The sequence below is a fragment of the Brevibacillus migulae genome (genome assembly GCF_004521915.1).
Classification (GTDB): domain Bacteria; phylum Bacillota; class Bacilli; order Brevibacillales; family Brevibacillaceae; genus Brevibacillus_F; species Brevibacillus_F migulae.
On sequence record NZ_SDKD01000002.1, the window covers coordinates 371669 to 389052 of the forward strand.

18 protein-coding genes are annotated in these 17384 nt (G+C 48.8%); 13 read left to right on the plus strand and 5 right to left on the minus strand.

Annotation, left to right across the window (positions count from 1 at the left end; translation table 11 throughout):
• Positions 1–64: 64 nt before the first annotated feature.
• Positions 65–655 (plus strand): DNA-3-methyladenine glycosylase I, encoded by a 591-nt coding sequence (locus EIZ37_RS03990; RefSeq protein WP_134683319.1) that lies wholly within the window; start codon positions 65–67, stop codon positions 653–655.
• A 26-nt stretch (positions 656–681) separates the two neighbouring features.
• Here the strand turns inward: EIZ37_RS03990 and EIZ37_RS03995 are convergent, their stop codons facing one another.
• Together EIZ37_RS03995 and EIZ37_RS04000 are read right to left on the minus strand one after the other, a co-directional pair.
• Positions 682–891, minus strand: coding sequence for a ferredoxin (locus EIZ37_RS03995; RefSeq protein ID WP_134683260.1), 210 nt, complete (start codon positions 889–891; stop codon positions 682–684).
• 101 nt (positions 892–992) lie between these two features.
• Positions 993–1919, minus strand: coding sequence for a hypothetical protein (locus EIZ37_RS04000; protein WP_134683261.1), 927 nt, complete (start codon positions 1917–1919; stop codon positions 993–995).
• 152 nt (positions 1920–2071) lie between these two features.
• On the opposite strand from EIZ37_RS04000, the gene EIZ37_RS04005 reads away from it, so the two are divergent.
• The 6 genes from EIZ37_RS04005 to EIZ37_RS04030 all read left to right on the plus strand — a co-directional run bounded on the left by EIZ37_RS04005 (position 2072) and on the right by EIZ37_RS04030 (position 7546).
• On the plus strand, positions 2072–3175 hold the full coding sequence (locus EIZ37_RS04005) for a helix-turn-helix domain-containing protein (protein WP_134683262.1): 1104 nt from the start codon (positions 2072–2074) through the stop codon (positions 3173–3175).
• Positions 3172–4746: a RecQ family ATP-dependent DNA helicase gene (locus EIZ37_RS04010; RefSeq protein WP_134683263.1), complete on the plus strand. Its 1575-nt coding sequence runs from the start codon at positions 3172–3174 to the stop codon at positions 4744–4746. The genes EIZ37_RS04005 and EIZ37_RS04010 overlap by 4 nt, the downstream gene beginning before the upstream one ends.
• Entirely contained in the window at positions 4739–5314 is a 576-nt protein-coding gene (locus tag EIZ37_RS04015; protein WP_134683264.1) for a CPBP family intramembrane glutamic endopeptidase, read from the plus strand. Before EIZ37_RS04010 ends, EIZ37_RS04015 begins: the two co-directional genes overlap by 8 nt.
• Positions 5315–5316: 2 nt before the next feature.
• A complete protein-coding gene (locus tag EIZ37_RS04020) occupies positions 5317–6024 on the plus strand; it encodes a LysM peptidoglycan-binding domain-containing protein (protein ID WP_134683265.1) in 708 nt (235 codons plus the stop codon).
• A gap of 53 nt (positions 6025–6077) precedes the next feature.
• A complete protein-coding gene (locus tag EIZ37_RS04025) occupies positions 6078–7025 on the plus strand; it encodes an NAD(P)/FAD-dependent oxidoreductase (RefSeq protein WP_328591341.1) in 948 nt (315 codons plus the stop codon).
• An 89-nt stretch (positions 7026–7114) separates the two neighbouring features.
• Positions 7115–7546: a hypothetical protein gene (locus EIZ37_RS04030; RefSeq protein ID WP_134683266.1), complete on the plus strand. Its 432-nt coding sequence runs from the start codon at positions 7115–7117 to the stop codon at positions 7544–7546.
• A gap of 7 nt (positions 7547–7553) precedes the next feature.
• Here the strand turns inward: EIZ37_RS04030 and EIZ37_RS04035 are convergent, their stop codons facing one another.
• Complete coding sequence (locus tag EIZ37_RS04035; RefSeq protein ID WP_134683267.1) at positions 7554–8435, minus strand: polysaccharide deacetylase family protein; 882 nt, start codon at positions 8433–8435, stop codon at positions 7554–7556.
• A gap of 397 nt (positions 8436–8832) precedes the next feature.
• Between EIZ37_RS04035 and EIZ37_RS04040 the strand changes: the two genes are divergently transcribed.
• Entirely contained in the window at positions 8833–9429 is a 597-nt protein-coding gene (locus EIZ37_RS04040) for a genetic competence negative regulator (RefSeq protein WP_134683268.1), read from the plus strand.
• 150 nt (positions 9430–9579) lie between these two features.
• Here the strand turns inward: EIZ37_RS04040 and EIZ37_RS04045 are convergent, their stop codons facing one another.
• Complete coding sequence (locus EIZ37_RS04045; RefSeq protein ID WP_134683269.1) at positions 9580–10320, minus strand: PIG-L deacetylase family protein; 741 nt, start codon at positions 10318–10320, stop codon at positions 9580–9582.
• Positions 10321–10401: 81 nt separating this feature from the next.
• On the opposite strand from EIZ37_RS04045, the gene EIZ37_RS04050 reads away from it, so the two are divergent.
• Positions 10402–11946 (plus strand): DnaB-like helicase C-terminal domain-containing protein, encoded by a 1545-nt coding sequence (locus EIZ37_RS04050; RefSeq protein WP_134683270.1) that lies wholly within the window; start codon positions 10402–10404, stop codon positions 11944–11946.
• 117 nt (positions 11947–12063) lie between these two features.
• Positions 12064–13296 carry a Glu/Leu/Phe/Val family dehydrogenase gene (locus EIZ37_RS04055; RefSeq protein ID WP_205683777.1) on the plus strand — a complete coding sequence of 411 codons (1233 nt, stop codon included), beginning with the start codon at positions 12064–12066 and terminating at the stop codon, positions 13294–13296.
• A gap of 44 nt (positions 13297–13340) precedes the next feature.
• Here the strand turns inward: EIZ37_RS04055 and EIZ37_RS04060 are convergent, their stop codons facing one another.
• Entirely contained in the window at positions 13341–14321 is a 981-nt protein-coding gene (locus EIZ37_RS04060; RefSeq protein ID WP_134683272.1) for an asparaginase, read from the minus strand.
• A gap of 85 nt (positions 14322–14406) precedes the next feature.
• Between EIZ37_RS04060 and prsW the strand changes: the two genes are divergently transcribed.
• From prsW to ypeB, 3 genes are all read left to right on the plus strand, one after another.
• Positions 14407–15081 carry a glutamic-type intramembrane protease PrsW gene (prsW, locus tag EIZ37_RS04065; protein WP_134683273.1) on the plus strand — a complete coding sequence of 225 codons (675 nt, stop codon included), beginning with the start codon at positions 14407–14409 and terminating at the stop codon, positions 15079–15081.
• 204 nt (positions 15082–15285) lie between these two features.
• Positions 15286–15924 carry a cell wall hydrolase gene (locus tag EIZ37_RS04070; RefSeq protein WP_407921113.1) on the plus strand — a complete coding sequence of 213 codons (639 nt, stop codon included), beginning with the start codon at positions 15286–15288 and terminating at the stop codon, positions 15922–15924.
• A 41-nt stretch (positions 15925–15965) separates the two neighbouring features.
• The gene (ypeB, locus tag EIZ37_RS04075) at positions 15966–17309 is read left to right on the plus strand and encodes a germination protein YpeB (RefSeq protein WP_134683275.1); all 1344 of its coding nucleotides are present in this window, start codon (positions 15966–15968) and stop codon (positions 17307–17309) included.
• The last annotated feature ends 75 nt before the right edge of the window (positions 17310–17384 follow it).

Below are 17384 nucleotides of genomic sequence, written 5' to 3' on the forward strand. Positions count from 1 at the left end.
AGGCTATTCTTTCAAATGATAGCCTTTTAGTCAAGACGGAAAAAGAAGGAGATAAGGGATGAACATGAAGCAACGCTGCGGCTGGACGACACAGGATCCTTTGTATATCGATTACCACGACCACGAGTGGGGCGTACCAGTCTATGATGATCATACGTTGTTTGAATATTTGATTCTGGAAGGGGCGCAAGCGGGTCTCAGCTGGTTTACGATTTTGAAAAAAAGAGAGGCATACCGGTTGGCTTTTGATCAATTTGATCCTGAGAAAGTGGCTATGTACACACAGGAGAAGGTAGAGGAGCTTCTAGCCAATGAAGGGATTGTGAGGAATCGCTTGAAAATACAGGCTGCCATCGCAAATGCCAAAGCGTTTCTGGCGGTGCAAAAAGAGTTTGGCTCCTTTCATCGCTATATTTGGTCATTTGTCCAGGGAAAGCCGATCATCAACCACTGGGAGAGCATGCGGGAAGTACCAGCGAGCACGGAGGTTTCCGATGCGATGAGCAAAGACTTGAAAAAACGCGGGTTCAAGTTTGTTGGCAGCACGATCTGCTATGCATTTATGCAAGCTACGGGCATGGTCATGGATCATACGACGGATTGCTTCCGCTATCGAGAGCTTAGCGAAACACAGACAATCAAAAACCCCTCATGAATCTCATGAGAGGTTTTTGCATTCTATTACTCTTCAACTTTGATGGAATCAGTAGGGCAACCATCAGCTGCATCACGAACATCATCGAAAAGAATATCAGGGATTTCAGCTGTATTCGTGTTGTCATCGATTTTGTTGAATGCCAAACCCTCATCATCATAATCGAACACGTCAGGAGCAGTTGCACCACAAGCCCCGCACGCGATACAGGTATCTTTATCTACCCAAGTAGTCATTTTTGGTTTCACCTCCCACGTCAGACGGTACGTCCAGTGTTCACTCTCATTTTATTCCTTGTGCGCACAGATTTCAAGAATGAATCACATCTAAAAATGAACTATTCTTCGAAGAGCGGCATTTCTGGCATTTTTACACCCTCATAGAGTTTGGAGTGAAGCTTGTGGAAATCGCCCTCATGTACTGCATCCGTAGCTTGAAGCACTTCAACGGCTGTTGGAATATCTTTGATGCCAAGCGTTTTCGCCTGTTCGGACTGCAGCAGGGCATCAATTCTTGTCGTCAGATCCTGCGGGGCGAAATCGGTAAAGAGATTCTTTTTCGTCAAATATTCTGCAGCCAGATAGTTCCGGTAATGAAATGCATATGCCTTCCACGTCTCAAGATTGACTTGTTCCGGTTGTGCAGAAGGAAGGGCACGCTTCGTCACATAAGCGGATTCCCATGTCGCGATGGCTTTGTACAGGACCGTTTGCGCGTGTAACCAGCTGCTGACAAACGGCTGCATTTGCTGCGAACCATGCACCTGATCAAGGGTGAGTACATTACTATTCTGAGCGGATCGCAATGCTTCAATACCATCCAAATAAGCCCGCAAACTCTGTTCATAGGATGACTTGGCTTGTCCAAGCAGCGGAGAAGAAGCGGGTGCATTGGCGTTTTGAATCTCCTGGAGGCTTTGTTTTGCTAGTTTTTCCAGCTCCTCGAACTGATCATCACGGTCATCCGGATTCATGCTTTGCATCTCGACGATTGCTTGGAAATGCTTTTCTTTCAGTGTGTTCACGGGGACCAATACGCTATAGTAAAATTGAACGAAATCTTGCTCTTTGTATAGTTTCTGTTCTTTTAGCAATTGTTCCTTTTTTGCGGCTTCTTTTTCTGCTTCGGCGGCAGCAATTTTTGCTTGTTCATAACTGTTTTTCATATAGCCTGCCCCTAAAAAAAATCCGCCAATGAAGCAGGCAAGTGATATGATGATACTGTAAGTTACGATAAATTCCGATTTTTTTAGTCGTGTTGCCATGTGAGCCTCCAAAATTATCATAGAATCGAAATGAATGAGAAAAACTTGGCAAAGCCTTGTTTGCAATCATGTGAACCGTAAAGTAAGACTTTCCGATTCATTAAAAAAGTATAGCGTAAAGTTTTCTTGTCGTGAACAAAAAAGGAGTGGCTATGGAAAGACTGAGTGAACAGGAAAACCTTTTTGTACAAATGATCGCCTTAAACGGTATGAAATCGTTAGCCAATGAACGAACACTGCAGGCCTTTTATCACATATTGCGCGGTCGGCGGGCCAACCAGACCTTACAGGATGTTCACCTTTTTCGCCTCTACCCGTATTATCGGTTGTTTCCTCATCTTTTGAGAGAGCAATGGGAAGAGATTCTGCAGCAGCTGATTGGACAAGGCTATATCCGCGAAAAGGATTTGGATCGAAATAAAACAACCTTTGTTCTCACGGATGAGGGAGAAAAATGGGTTAGCCAGGGCTGGACAACCTATGGGGTCGATCAATGGTTGGGACTGTTTCATCAGCATCCGTGGGTGAATGGACATCTACAAACGTTTTGGCTGCGACTGCATCTGATGGTGCAAACCCTATCCTGCCTTTTAGAGGGAAACCCTTCCTTTTACCCGGTCGTGCAAGACCGTCAAATTCAATCGTTCGTCAAGTCGCAGCTGCATGACCCCACTCATCGCAAGCGTTGGATGGATGGAGTGTTTGCGGAGCTTTACAAGGCTTTGGAAGTCCTTCCGAGCGATATTCAACCGCTTTTGGTCAAGCAGTTTTCGGGTGCCCATCAAACTGCTTTGACGATGCAGCAATTGGCTTATCAAGAAAAACTGCCTCCATCTCTGATTCGGGTCAAATGGAGATTCGGGGTCGCAAGCGTGATGATTCAGGTGAAAGAAACGCCTGACCTTTATCCGTTGCTTGCCGCCCTTTTGCCTGAAGAGCAAAGCGGAGGATCGCAGATGAGCAGCAGCGCGCAGGAAACGTATCGTTTGCTGCAAAAGCAGATTCCGATTGAAAAAATTGCGCAAATCCGCGGGATTACCCGAAATACGGTGGAAGATCATCTCGTAGATATCGCATTCCATGAGCCAGCGTGGGATGCATCCCCATACCTTACCGATGAAGCGAGACGGCAGATTCTGGAAACAAGTGCAAGACTTCATACACGCAGACTTCGGCTGATTAGAGAGGCCTTGGACGATCGGTACTCTTATCTGCAAATCAGATTAGCTTTGGCGATCGGGGAGGCAAGACGATGAGCATGGATAAGTTGGAGCAAATGCTTTCCAGCCATTTTGGCTATTCTGGATTTCGCGGGGGACAAAAGGAAATCGTGCAAAAGATCATGCAGGGGAAAAATGTATTGGGCATATTGGCTACCGGCGGGGGGAAGTCGATCACGTATCAGCTTCCGGCTTTGCTGTTACCCGGTGTAACCGTCGTTGTTTCCCCACTGATTTCCTTGATGGTCGATCAGGTCCAACGCATCCGCCAGCGACGAACCATTTCAGCGGCCTATATCAACAGTGCCTTGGATCCGACAGAAACGAGAAAGCTGCTCACCGAGATTGATCAAGGCCGCTATCGGCTGATCTACATTTCGCCCGAAAAATTGCAGCAAGCAACTATCTTGCAGCGTTTAAAACGACGCGGTGTGTCATTGCTGGCCATCGATGAGGCGCACTGTATTTCCCAATGGGGCCATGATTTCCGGGTGGATTACTTGCGTTTGCCTGACGCTGTCCAGCAGCTGGGGAATCCCCCTGTGCTGGCGGTCACCGCTACCGCCACCCAGCATGTGCGAACGGAAATTTGCCGTCTATTTCACATCGATGAGGCAGATGTGATCGCACAATCGGTGAACCGCCCCAATATTGCGTTCGATTTGATTGAGGTGTCTAGTGAGGCGCAAAAGCGGGAGCACGTGCTTGAAGCGGTAAAATCGCTGCAAGGGCCGGGAATTGTGTATGGACGCACACGGCAAACGGTGGACCAGCTGGCATTTGCCTGCATGGAAGAAGGTGTGCTTCGGGCGCAAGCCTACCATGCCGGAATGTCCGCGATGGAGAGAGTGCTGATACAAGAACAGTTTTTATCGGGAGAGCTGGATGTCATTTTTGCGACGAATGCATTCGGCATGGGGATTGACAAGCCGGACATCCGCTATGTCCTGCATTATCACTTCCCGGGATCACTGGAAGAATACGCGCAGGAGGTCGGCAGAATCGGACGAGATGGCAAGCCGGGCTATGCCGGTCTATACCTGAACCCCGAGGATGCGGCTATCCATCAATACATGCTGGCCAACGAGTACCCGGTATACGAGGAAGTTTTCCGTTTTGTGCAATTGCTTGCCACCAGTTCCGGGCACATTTCCGCATTGGAGCTTGCAGCGATGGCAGGGTTGCCAGATGAAAGTCTGGACATGCTTTTCTTCTATGCGGAACAACATGGACTCGTCTCGCAGCTTACGAAAACGAAGGATCAGTATCGTTACAGGCTCGAAAAAGTTGATGTTTCAGGGGCAGCCATGCAGATCAGCCGCACGCTGGAAGAGCTGAAGCGCACGCGGAAAAATAAGCTCATGCAAATGAAATCTTGGCTTCATGAAAAAGACTGCTTGCGACAAGCGCTCTCTTTTTATTTTGAAGGGCAGCGCGCTACGGAGTACACCGCACAATGCTGCTCATGCTGCGGGTTGGACCGTTCCTTTTACGAGCAACAACCTTTTACGCAGATACAAAAGAAACCAGATCATTGGGATTTGCATGGGGCGTTGCGCCGTTTGTTGCCTGTAAGAAAAGAAAAGGAGGCGATAACGATTGAGTGATCGTCTCTCCCAAATGGATGCGCGTTCGTTACGGCTGAATCTTTTGGTTACACAATCCTTTTTGCTCTTATTGGGAATCATCGGAACGCTTTGGCAGGTAGGCTGGAAAGGTACGGGAGACTATTTCCTAGTGTTCAATGGCATCGCGGCTCTCGCTGCCATCGGAATTGCCGTCATGATCGCGCTTCTTAGCATTGGCTTAGAGCATTTTCTCCCACCCCATTGGCAGGATGATGGGGAGTTGAGTCGAAAATTGTTTACAGGCATGTCCATCCCTTCGACTTTTTTGGTCTGCGTGTACGTAGGATTAAGCGAGGAGTGGCTTTTTCGCGGCGCCATTCAGCCGCTTCTGGGGAATGGGTGGACGAGCCTGCTGTTTGCAGCGATACATGTCCGGTATTTGCGGAAACCGATCCTCTTGGGCAGCGTATTTGGCACAAGCCTGCTTCTCGGGTGGTTATTTCAATATAGTCAGGGGTTGCTGGCGCCGATTATCGCCCATAGCCTGTTAGATTTTTTTCTGGCTCTCTATATACGAAGAGAGGGTCAATCTGAAAGGAGCGAATAACGATGCGGTCATCTCGCACAGAACGAAAAACGGAACACCATGTTTCCGAAGAACTTCAAGGACAAAGCCCGATGCTTTCGCGAAAGCTCCGTCATTCGAAGCAGAAAAGAATCTCTTACAATTCTTTGGTGAAGCTGGGCCTTGTGGTCTTTGGGGCGCTGTTTATCGGTCTGTTTGTGTTGGAAATGGTCAAGAGCCGAAATGTGCCTGAAGCGAATTTCATCGAGAAAGAAATTTCCGCAACCACAACGGTACAGGTGAAGCCGGTGGTTGCGAAAGAGAGTGTAGGATCGCAACCAAGCACTGCGACTGAAACGAAGGGGCCGGAAACAAACGCGTCGCCAGTGGGGGCAAATCAACCGGCCACAGGCCAAGCAACGACGAAGGCAAACCCCGAAAGCACCCAACCAACCCCGCAAACGGCTGCCCAACCTACTGAGAAGAAGCCGGAGCAACCGGCGTCAGAAACAAAAGCGGCGTCGCCACAGCCATCGCAGCCGGCTTCCAGTCAAGCGGCGCAACCGGCGGCAAACACGCAAGTTCAAGTGGTTCGTCATGTCGTTAAGCAAGGCGACACCCTGTTCAAGCTTTCCCGGCAGTATTACGGAAATTCACGTGGAGTGGATACGATCGCCAAGTATAACGGGATCGCGAAGGACGGTCAGTTGCTGACTGGTACGGTTTTATCGATTCCGCTGCCAAAAAAGTAATCATGAGGGATTCGTGATTCGGGCATCCTGATAAAAACGGAAGAGGGTGAGGGGTGCCCGTGATCTATGATACCGTGATCGTCGGAGGAGGAATCGCCGGACTGCAGGCGGCGATCCAGCTTGGACGAAGCAGACGGCAGGTACTCGTCGTGGACGACGGTAAAGGCAGATCGACGCTTGCAAAAAATTATCGCAATATCCTTGGGTTTCCGGAAGGTGTCAGCGGCCAATACCTGCGAATGATGGGGACAAGGCAAGCGAAACAAGTGGGTGTCGAATTTCTACCGGATCGTGCAATAGAGATTCACCAGGATGACGATGGGATTTTTCGCATCAAGACCCAAAAAGGTACGACCGCTTATACAGGACGGACATTGCTCCTGGCAACAGGGATTACAGATGCCATACCGTATATTCCCGGTTTGGGTGATTGTCTGGGGGAGAGCGTATACATATGCCCGGACTGCGACGGTTACGAAGTGCTTTCCCAAAAAACAGTTGTCATAGGCTCCGGTCCGCAAGCGGCCCATCTTGCACGAATTCTCAAATATTTTACCGATGATCTTTTGGTGATCAATCATACGAATGAAGAAATCGACCCAGAAGTGAGCAATCATCTGCAAGAGGAGAACATAAAGTTCATTGCGGAAAAAGTGATCCGCATCGAACAGGAAAAGGGGCGGCTTCAAGCCGTTCACCTGGAGAATGGGGATAAGCTTCCTGTAGAAAAAGGCTTTGTGGCTTTTCGGGGAGCTGTGGTGAACACAGGTCTGCTGCGATCTTTTCCGCTCCATATGCTGTCCAATGGACATATCGTGGTGGATGGGCGGACGAAGGAAACGAGCTATCCAAATATCTGGGCTGTGGGAGACGTAGCAGCCCATTCGCAAATGTCCACCATTGCGATGGGAGATGGGGCTCAAGCAGCCATCTGGATCCATAAACGTCTGTTCGAGCTTGCAGGCAAGAAATCCTACATCAATCCCCATACACATGCATAAACATGGTAGCAGCGTCGTTCCGAAATGAAAAAAGGAGTGGCGTTCTTTTTTTGCTGATTTTGGTAGCAACGTGCAGGAGGCAAAACGCCATGTATGTGTTTGTGCGAAATCTTTTCCTGGGGTATGTGGCATGGCTGACGGGTGAACTTGCATTGAAAAAGTTCCCGAGTCAACTGATTTTCAAACACGAGATTTCCGACTTGATTGCCGTCATGATGTTCAAGCCTTTCCACGTCGTTTTTTCGATTCTTTATTTTCTTTTATCTTGCGGAATCCTGTACTTTTTGATGGTTACACACGGGCGCGCAAGCTTTTTTCGTCAAGGGCTGCCAACCTGGGAAAAGAGTATGCATTTCGTTTTCTTTGGCTTATCCCTCTTCCTTTTGGTTGTACATATCATGAAACTTACGCTGCCGATGATCGTACTAATAAGTATCGTGGTTCTCTTCAAAATCCGAACGATGATCCGCGCGTTTCTCCTGCAAGAAGAACTACGCAAATATCAGCATCGAAAAAAATAACCGAAGCTCATTTTGCTTCGGTAGGCAAGACGTATTGATAACCTTCTGCCGAGAGCTCGGTCAAAATATGATCCAGTTCCCGGGCAGTCCAGACCCGATCATGAAACAGGATGTTTCCACCCTTGTGTACGGTTGACAATACTTGCTTGGCGATGCCATTTTCTTTGCGGTAGACACTGGCTTCCCAGTCAAGCGAACCAACCGACCAATTGATGGAACTCATGCCTTCCGCCTGGCACAATTGCAGAATGGTATCGGTGTAGGCACCAAAAGGAGGGCGGAAAAATCTCGGCTTTTCCCCGATGATCTGTTCAATGACCTGATTGGTGCTCAGGACTTCTTCCTGTTGTCTTTCCGGTGAAAGCTTGCGCAGGTTTTCATGCGACCACGCATGGTTGCCGATGAGATGGCCGCGTTTATGTATTTCCTGCAGCAGTTTCGCCTTTTCAGGAATGATTTCCACGTGGCCATCCTTGTTTTTGGTCGCAAGCTGACGACCATTGACAAACCAGATCGATTTGGCGTGATGGCGATCCAATGTGTCCAATAGCGAAAGCGTCGCTTCTCCGGTTGGCCCATCATCAAAGGTGAGCAGCAGTACTTTTTCTTCCGGATGCTCTTCGTTGGCAATGAGATAATTGGTAGTATTGATCACATAGCGGCTGGAGGAAAGGGATGCTGCAGCAGATGCAGGGTTTTCGGGAACGTCCGTCGCCTTCAGTGGTCGGACAGGCGGATGCTGCTTGAGGGAAGGCTTCATGTCCGCAGCATGCTTTTGCGGGGAAGTGTTATCGATTGGCGGCTTGGCGGACTGCTGTGTATGGACTGGAAGCGAAGTACAAGCACCAAGCAAGAGGCATGCAGAAAGGGCAAGGTACCGTTTTTTCATCTTTTGTTCACCTCTCCTTACATACGAGTATACGTTTAATCAGGAGAAACTCCTACATAAAGGTTATCCGTTAACATCGGATCATTCATGCATGCGCGATCTTTCCAGACGATTGCTTTCCCGGGAAAGCGCAGGATCTGACATAATTCCATGAGAACGGGTAGATTTCACCATGCTTTGTCGAAAGTGCTTACGTCCATTTACATCCAGCGGGTCTCGTGCTATGATCTTGTCCACGGATATGATAAAATGATGGAATCAGATAGACTTACACTGGTTTTATGAATGCAGCTCAAAATAGGACTATTCACCAGGGACAGTTGTGAGAATTTGCGGAGAACCCTTACAGGCTGTAATTCATAACCTGTAATACGACGGATGGCGAGGAGGGACAGTCATGCGTGTTGAACGCCTTGGTACGGATAAGATACGGATTTTCTTAACGTTTGACGATCTTTCGGAGCGAGGAATTGAAAAAGAAGACATGTGGCGTGACATTCCTAAAGTACATGAACTGTTCAACGACATGATGGAACAGGCCTATCATGAATTAGGATTTGAAGTGTCAGGTCCTGTGGCCGTTGAAGTGTTCGCCTTGCCAGCACAAGGAATGGTCGTAATCGTTACACGCGGGAAAACCGGCTCATCGACAGAACGCGAAGAAGAATTCGAAGAAGATGTCTACGAATTAGAAGTCACTTTGGAAGAAACCGATATGGTTATCTATTCCTTCCGAGACTTTGAACATATGGTGGAAGCAGCTCATCGGGTAAATCCATTTTTGACGTATGGAGGATCCGCTTACTTTTATCAAGGGAAATATTACTTGGTTCTGGAAGAGGTTGATCTGGAGCCTGAACGATATCAGAAAATGATTGCGATCCTCTCCGAATACGGGGAAGCGACACCAACGACGATTCATGTCTTGGAGGAATACGGGAAAGTGGTATTCGCGGATGATGCCGTAAAAGAGATATGCAAGCACTTTGCATAAAAACAAGCGCCTGGTCTCCTACATAGCCGGGCGCTTTTGCTTGGAAAATCGGAAAGGATAAACTTGCCAATTTATGATGCTGCAACGAAATGTTTGGTGAAGCAAGGTTTCTTAGTTTCAGTTGTACGGGTTTGCGGGTATAGGGAAGTATCAACGAATACCAGCAAATAAATCCGTTTCCTTTTCGGACAGGTGGTAGTCGAAGATGCGATGCCATACCAGTATAAAATAATTCACTTGTCGGACATGGCTGTAATCGCCCTCGAAGATGCCAGAGAATACGCGACCGACAGACATGTTCTGCGTACGATGGGCAAGCAGTGCTTTTGCAACAACAGGAACGTATGCGGGCTCATTGATCTCGGTTGTAATGCTTTCCGGCGGATCTGTATGCACATTTCGATTCACAAATGGTGCATTTGATGGCAACGTCACATGGTACAGCTTCCATACCGGATTATCTGGCTTCATGTGGGTGACAGCGTGATCGGTTGCAACAGAAATGGCGTGGTGATCGGGATGACCCGAAATGCCATGAGGCGCAAAAGTTACGACGACCTGTGGCTGATATTGCCGGATTGCCGCTTCGATTCTACCTGCGAGCTCGGGCAGCGGGACATCCGCCAAGTGTTTATCCTCATAATCGAGCACGTCGACGTTGTGGATTCCTAATATCGCGGCTGCCTCTCGCAGCTCTTGCTCGCGGACCCCGGGCAATTCTTCACGGCTGCATATGGGCGGTTCACCACATTTTCCAGCTTGCCCGCGAGTTGCACACAAGAGGGAAATCTCCGTATCTCCAGCCGCTGCATATTTGGCGATCGTAGCACCTGCCGTAAAGCTTTCGTCATCAGGATGTGCGAAGACAAATAGGATTTTTTTCAGACTCATAGTGGCCTCCTTGTGACTGGTCTGAAATCATCGCGATCATAACGCGTTTGGAAGAAAACGTCAAGTTGAGAAGGGAGCGGAATGACTGTGACAGAACTGGGGGGTGAAATGATGGAAGATCGGCAAAAAGTAACCAAACGATTTTCTTGGGAAGACTTGAACGAAATGGCTGAATACTTTGCAAATCAGATGAACCCGGAAGCCCTCGAGTATTTGAAGGGAAGGGGCATCGAAGCGAATACGGTCCAACTGTTTCGCTTAGGTTTTGAAAATGTGAAAATAGGCTTTCAAGCGGAAAAAGGGATGCTCGGCGGATATTTTCAGAATTGCATCGTCTTTCCGATTATGGATGCGGAAGAAAAAGTCGTAGATCTCGTTGGCAGAGCGATTGATAACCGGCAGCCCAAATATCGCAGCTTGATTGGGCAGTCTGATGTCTTTTTCAATCATCCGATCATCGACCTTGCCGATGATATTATTGTGACCCGCAACGTGTTTGATGTACTCTCCTTATCCCAGGCAAAATTGCCGGCAGTTGCTCTTCCTGAGTTCTCGGTATTTCGGGAGCAGCATGCGCAAGCGTTGAGTGGGAAACGGGTGTTTATCAGCTATTCGAATGATGATGCCGGCCGTAGAGAGAGCGTCAAGATCGCAGCAATGCTGGAAGGTATCGCTACCGAGATCTTTGTCGTTCAGTTGCCTGAAGGGCTGCATGATGTTAACGATCTGTTCACTCGCGTTCAAGAACCACTGGATCTGTATATGAACTTATTAAATGAGGCAGTTTCGGAAAATCTAAAAATGCCTGTTTTTCCTGACGCACGCAATGTGACCGTTTTTACGGAGGAATATGCAAAACGGCAGAAAGGATTGGTATCCGGCATTAAAACCGGTTTTGCCGATCTTGATAACAAGTTGGTAGGTGGGTTAACGACAGGACTATATTTGATCACGGGTGGGGTGTCCAGCGGAAAATCGATGTTTCTGCGGCAAATGGCCGATCAGATCGCGGAGAACGGCACGCCTGTTGTCTATGTATCGTGGGAAATGACAGCCTATAAACTTTGGTGCCGTAGTATGGCAAGGATCCTGAAAGTGCCTCCACGTGATGTGCTGGCAGGCAAAATCGAAGTAGAACGGATTAATGCGGCCGCGCAGCAATATGCGGAGATTGCCAAGCAAATGTGGACGATTGAGGGAACATTTGACGTGACCTTGCAAGAGATTGAAGAGACGATTAACCGCATTATCCAATCAATCGGTTCGGTTCCGGTCATTTTCATTGATGATTTCTTCCGGATCACCATGCGGGATGGAAACGGCAATCTTATCCACAATAACCAAGCGCTTGCCGCATACTTTTTGCATCATTGGTCAAGACAATGGGACACAGCCATTATAACCTCTGCCTCTATTCAGAAGCAGGGAGAGACTGAGCTCCAACCAGTGGTAGAAGGAGCGGTAGACACAATCCTGCAATATGAGGCGATGCCGCTGAAAAGCTCCCCGGATCGACAGACGGCAGACATCACGCTTTCCTTGATAAAAAACCGAAATGGCACGCTTGGGACAGTGCGACTCTTATTTGAAAAGGAAAAAGCGCAATTTTTAGCTTCTCATCCCTGATACAAGCGTGTATACTTAACGATGGATTTACCGACAACAATTTTGAGGTGGTAAATAATGGGTAAACACGAAGCGGTAGCCGGCAGCACCCAAGGGTCGGATAAGCAAACAGAAAGTATGAATCTGCTTTTATCTACTCAAACGGTGATCAGAGAAGCTTTGGAAAAGCTTGGTTACCCGGAATCGATGTATGAACTGTTGAAGGAGCCACTGCGCGTCCTGCAAGTTCGCATCCCAGTTCGCATGGATAATGGAGAAGTAAAAGTGTTCACGGGATACCGTGCGCAGCACAACGATTCTGTAGGTCCTACAAAAGGCGGAATCCGGTTCCATCCAGATGTGACTGAGGATGAAGTTAAAGCGCTCTCAATCTGGATGAGCTTGAAAGCGGGTATCGTTGACCTTCCATACGGAGGCGGTAAAGGTGGTATCATTTGCGATCCGCGTGAAATGTCTTTCCGTGAATTGGAACGGTTGAGCCGCGGATATGTACGCGCGATCAGCCAAATCGTAGGTCCGACCAAAGATATTCCGGCTCCGGACGTATTTACGAACTCGCAAATTATGGCGTGGATGATGGATGAATACAGCCGTATCCGCGAATTTGACTCTCCTGGCTTTATTACAGGAAAACCAATCGCATTGGGTGGATCCCACGGCCGTGAGACTGCGACAGCCAAAGGGGTAACCATCTGCATCCGTGAAGCACTGAAACGCCGCGGCATTCAACTCGAAGGCGCTCGCGTAGTTGTACAAGGCTTCGGAAATGCGGGCAGCTACCTGTCCAAATTCATGCATGATGCCGGAGCCAAAGTGGTAGGGATTTCCGACGCTTACGGCGCATTGTATGATCCAGAAGGTCTGGATATTGATTATCTGTTGGATCGCCGTGATTCTTTCGGAACGGTTACCAAATTGTTTACAAACACAATCTCCAATAAAGAGCTTCTTGAATTGGAATGCGATATCTTGGTTCCAGCAGCGATCGAGAATCAGATCACAGCTGCGAATGCGCACAATATCAAAGCCTCGATCGTCGTGGAAGCAGCGAATGGACCAACGACGCTGGAAGCTACCAAAATTCTTACCGAACGCGGCATTTTGCTGGTACCAGACGTATTGGCAAGCGCTGGCGGGGTAACGGTTTCTTACTTCGAATGGGTACAGAACAACCAAGGGTATTACTGGACCGAGGAAGAAGTGGAAGAAAAGCTGGAGAAGGTCATGGTGAAATCCTTCGACAACGTCTACTCGCTGTCCCAAACTCGTCGTGTGGACATGCGCCTTGCCGCTTACATGGTGGGCGCCCGCAAAATGGCGGAAGCATCCCGTTTCCGTGGATGGGTGTAAACATAACAAAAAAAGACCCGAAATGGAATCGGGTCTTTTTCTTTTTATCCGAGGATATCACCTTCGAAGTATTGCTGCAGCACCGTAAAATCTTTCGTTTGTTCAAGGGCGACCATGAGCTTCAATCGTGCCTTTTGGCCATTCAGACCATTGGAGAAAATCATTCCCATTTGCTTTAATTTTTTGCCGCCGCCTTCATAGTCATACACATCCTGCACCTGGCCATTGAAGCAGCGGGAGACGAGCACGATCGGAACGGATTTATCCAACAGCTTCTGCAAGGTGGGGAGAATGGCAGGAGGCAGATTCCCCAGACCGAAGGCTTCGATGACCAGTCCATCGATCGGCTGCTCCAACAGGAACTGTATCCACGCGGGCTCCATCCCGGCCACCGCTTTTAACAAGGGCACATTGGCGTTCGCGTGAACCACGGGGTAATATTCACGCTCGAGCGGGGCATGGTGATAGACCACATGTTTTTTCGTAATGGTACCGATCGGCCCGTATTGCGGCGATTGAAAAGTTGCGACATTGCTGGTATGCGTCTTGGTGACGTGGCGGGCTGCATGGATTTCGTCATTGAATACGACCAGCACGCCCTTGTTATGACTGGAAGGGTCGATGGCGGTGCGTACAGACGAAATCAAATTAACGGGGCCATCTGCTCCCAATTCATTACTGCTGCGCATAGCGCCTGTGACCACGATCGGAACCGTGATTGGCAGAGTGAGGTCAAGGAAAAATGCGGTCTCTTCCAGCGTATCGGTGCCATGAGTGACTACGATGCCGTCGTATGGTTTTTTGGACCACTCTTCATTTATCTTCAAACGCAATTGATTCATGATGGGTGGTGTAATGTGCGGACTCGGCAAGTTCACATAATTCATCATGGTAACGTCCGCGTACTGTTGGACATATGGCAAAATCTTATGGACTGCTTGGTCATCAACCGGTTTTACGCCTTCCTGTTCATCCACGGACATGGCGATGGTTCCCCCGGTATTGATCACTAACACGTTTTTCATGACATACCCTCTCCTGTTGCGGGTTTTCAATAAACTATCTTTCATGGTACGATGAATGGTAGTCCATGTAAAGGAGCAATACATAATGATTGCCTTGGTGGGTGCAGCGATTGCTCCCGGTATTGCACTATTGTGCTATTTTTATCTGCGTGACAATTTACAGCCGGAGCCCATTTCGATGGTCATCCGATCTTTTTTATTTGGGATTTTGCTCGTGTTTCCGATCATGATGCTTCAATATATTATGCAGACGGAATGGAACTGGACTGCAGTCTGGTTTCAATCGGTTGTTTCCTCTGCGCTGGTTGAAGAGCTCTTCAAGTGGCTGGTCGTCTACCAGACCGCCTACAAACATGTGGAATTTGATGAACCTTACGACGGGATTGTGTACGCTGTAGCGATTTCACTAGGTTTTGCTACACTTGAAAACTTTTTTTACCTATGGATTAACGGGATGAATATTGCGTTTTGGCGGGCATTGCTGCCGGTGTCCGGTCATGCATTGTTCGGGATATGGATGGGCTATTATTTGGGCAAGGGGAAATTCACGGAGGAGACAGGTTTGAAAAACCGCCGTTTGTTGCTTTCCTTGCTCGTACCGGTCAGTTTACATGCCGTTTACAATCTGATCTTTTTAAGTACGGAGCATTGGTTCTGGATGATTCTGCCGTTCATGCTGCTCCTGTGGTGGTTCGGGTTAAAAAATATTGAACGTGCGCATCAGTTCGGTTCTAAAACCAGTCGAAATCGTCCACACTAGCTCTTGAGGAGGAGACGAATCGTGGCAAAGAACGAACGAGCAAAAGTGACCATTCGTTGCAATGTATGTGGTGAGCGATTTACTCTTCGGGGGCGAAGAGGTCCAGAGGGAGTAGTGGATACTGGTTTCAAACAGTGTCTGTGTGACAATGATCGGCACTTTGATATTCTTGAAGAAGGGCATTCCTAAGCGGAAAGAACTGGTATTTGCCAGTTCTTCTTTTTTTTGCATAAAGCCCCAAGCTCCCACTCACACTACTTTAAGAAAGAGCAACATGTGAAGGCGAAGGAGGCAAATGGCATGCAGAGGACGCGCGGGAGCTTGTTTTATATCCTGCTGGTCATGGTGGCACTGACGACAGTCGGGGTGGTGTATGTCTTATCGAGCCAGGAGTGGAAAGGGCAGGATGCGGTAGCGGTCAGTACTCAGGATTGGGCAGCTCCCGCAAAGAAAGCGAAGAAAACGAAAACCTTCCATCCTTCCCAGCTGTCCGCGAATGATCTGAAGCTGATGGCCAATGCGGTGTACGGCGAGGCCAGGGGCGAACCTTATATCGGTCAAGTGGCCATTGCGGCAGTCATCCTGAATCGGACGAAAAGCCCAAATTTCCCTGAGACTCCTGCTGGTGTGATTTTTGAACCGCGGGCATTTACGGCTGTGGCGGATGGACAAATCTGGCTGCAACCCAACGAGCGGGCGAGAAAAGCCGTGCAGGATGCCTTGAAGGGCTGGGATCCAACGGGAGGATGTACATATTATTTCAATCCGGCGACGGCCACCTCCAAGTGGATATGGAGCAGGCCGCAGGTGAAACGCATCGGCAAACATATCTTTTGCCGGTAAGCAAGATGGTGGACTGGCGACTCTAGAAGGGAGGAAACATTGTGGTGTATGGAGCTGTCTCACGCGTCCTTTTCCCGGTAGCGGTATTGGCACTTGCCGGAGCGGGAATGTGGGGGTACCAGGAGAATACTGAAAAAAACTCGATTCTGATCAAGGCGGAAAATCAATATCAGCGAGCGTTTCATGATTTGAATTACCACATTGATAAATTGCATGATGAGCTGGGCAAGTCACTCGTTATCAACAGCCGCAAGCAAATTACGCCTTGCTTGACGAATGTTTGGAGACTGGCGTATGCCGCTCAGTCCGATGTGGGCCAACTGCCGCTCACTCTAATGCCGTTTAACAATACCGAAGAATTTTTAGCAAAAGTAGCTGATTTCTCTTATGCGGTTGCCGTTCGAGACTTGAATGCAGAGCCCCTTTCGCAGCAAGAGTACAAGACGCTGCAAAGCTTGTACAAAAATTCGACGGAAATCATGAAGCAGCTGGATCATGTGCAAACAGACGTGCTGGACAAAAAGCTGCGCTGGATGGACGTAGAGACGGCCCTCGCGTCTGATGACAAAAAGTCGGACAACACGATCATCGATGGCTTCCGCACGGTTGAAAAACGGGTGCAGGAGTTTCCCGAGGTCGATTGGGGCGTCACTGTACAGAGCCTTGATCACAAGAAACAACAACGGATCAAGGGCATCAGCGGAAGATCAGTGAGCAAGGAAGAGGCCGTGGCTACGGCGCTGCAGTTCGTCGGGCTTAACCGGAATGCTGTGAAAGCAGATGTCGAGGAAAATGGTCGATCGAACGAATACCAAGCCTACAGCATACGCTTGACAGGAGGGCCATTGGTCAGTCCGGTTAACCTGGAAGTGACCAAACGTGGCGGAAAAGTGAGCTGGCTGTTAAATGAACGCGATATCAAGGAAGAGAATCTGACGCTGGATGAGGCCGCAGTGAGCGGGGCAAAATTCCTTCAGGCGCATGGCTACGCCGATATGGTGGCCGCTGAAAGCGATACGTACGACGGACTGGGAGTATTTGTGTTTGTTCCCGAGAAAAATGGGGTCCGCATTTATCCCGATGCGATTACGCTGAAAGTCGCGCTGGATACAGGGGATGTTACCGGCTTCCATGCCGTGGAGTACCTGTTCAACCATAAACCGCGCAGAATGGAAAAGCCGAAAATCAGTCAGCAGCAGGCGCGTACGATGGTCAATCCGAATGTACGGGTGAGCAATTCCCGCCTCGCGATCATCGAAGGGAAAAAGGACGGCAAGGAGGTTCTTTGCTACGAATTTACCGGACACCTGCAGGATGAGGTATATCGCGTCTATATCAATGCCAAAACAGGGGACGAAGAGGAAATCGTGAAATTGAGTTCGTGAGACAAGCGAGTTTGATCGGAGAGGGAAAGCCCTGGCGAAGCTTTCCCTATTTGCCGTACTTCTCCATCAGCGTGT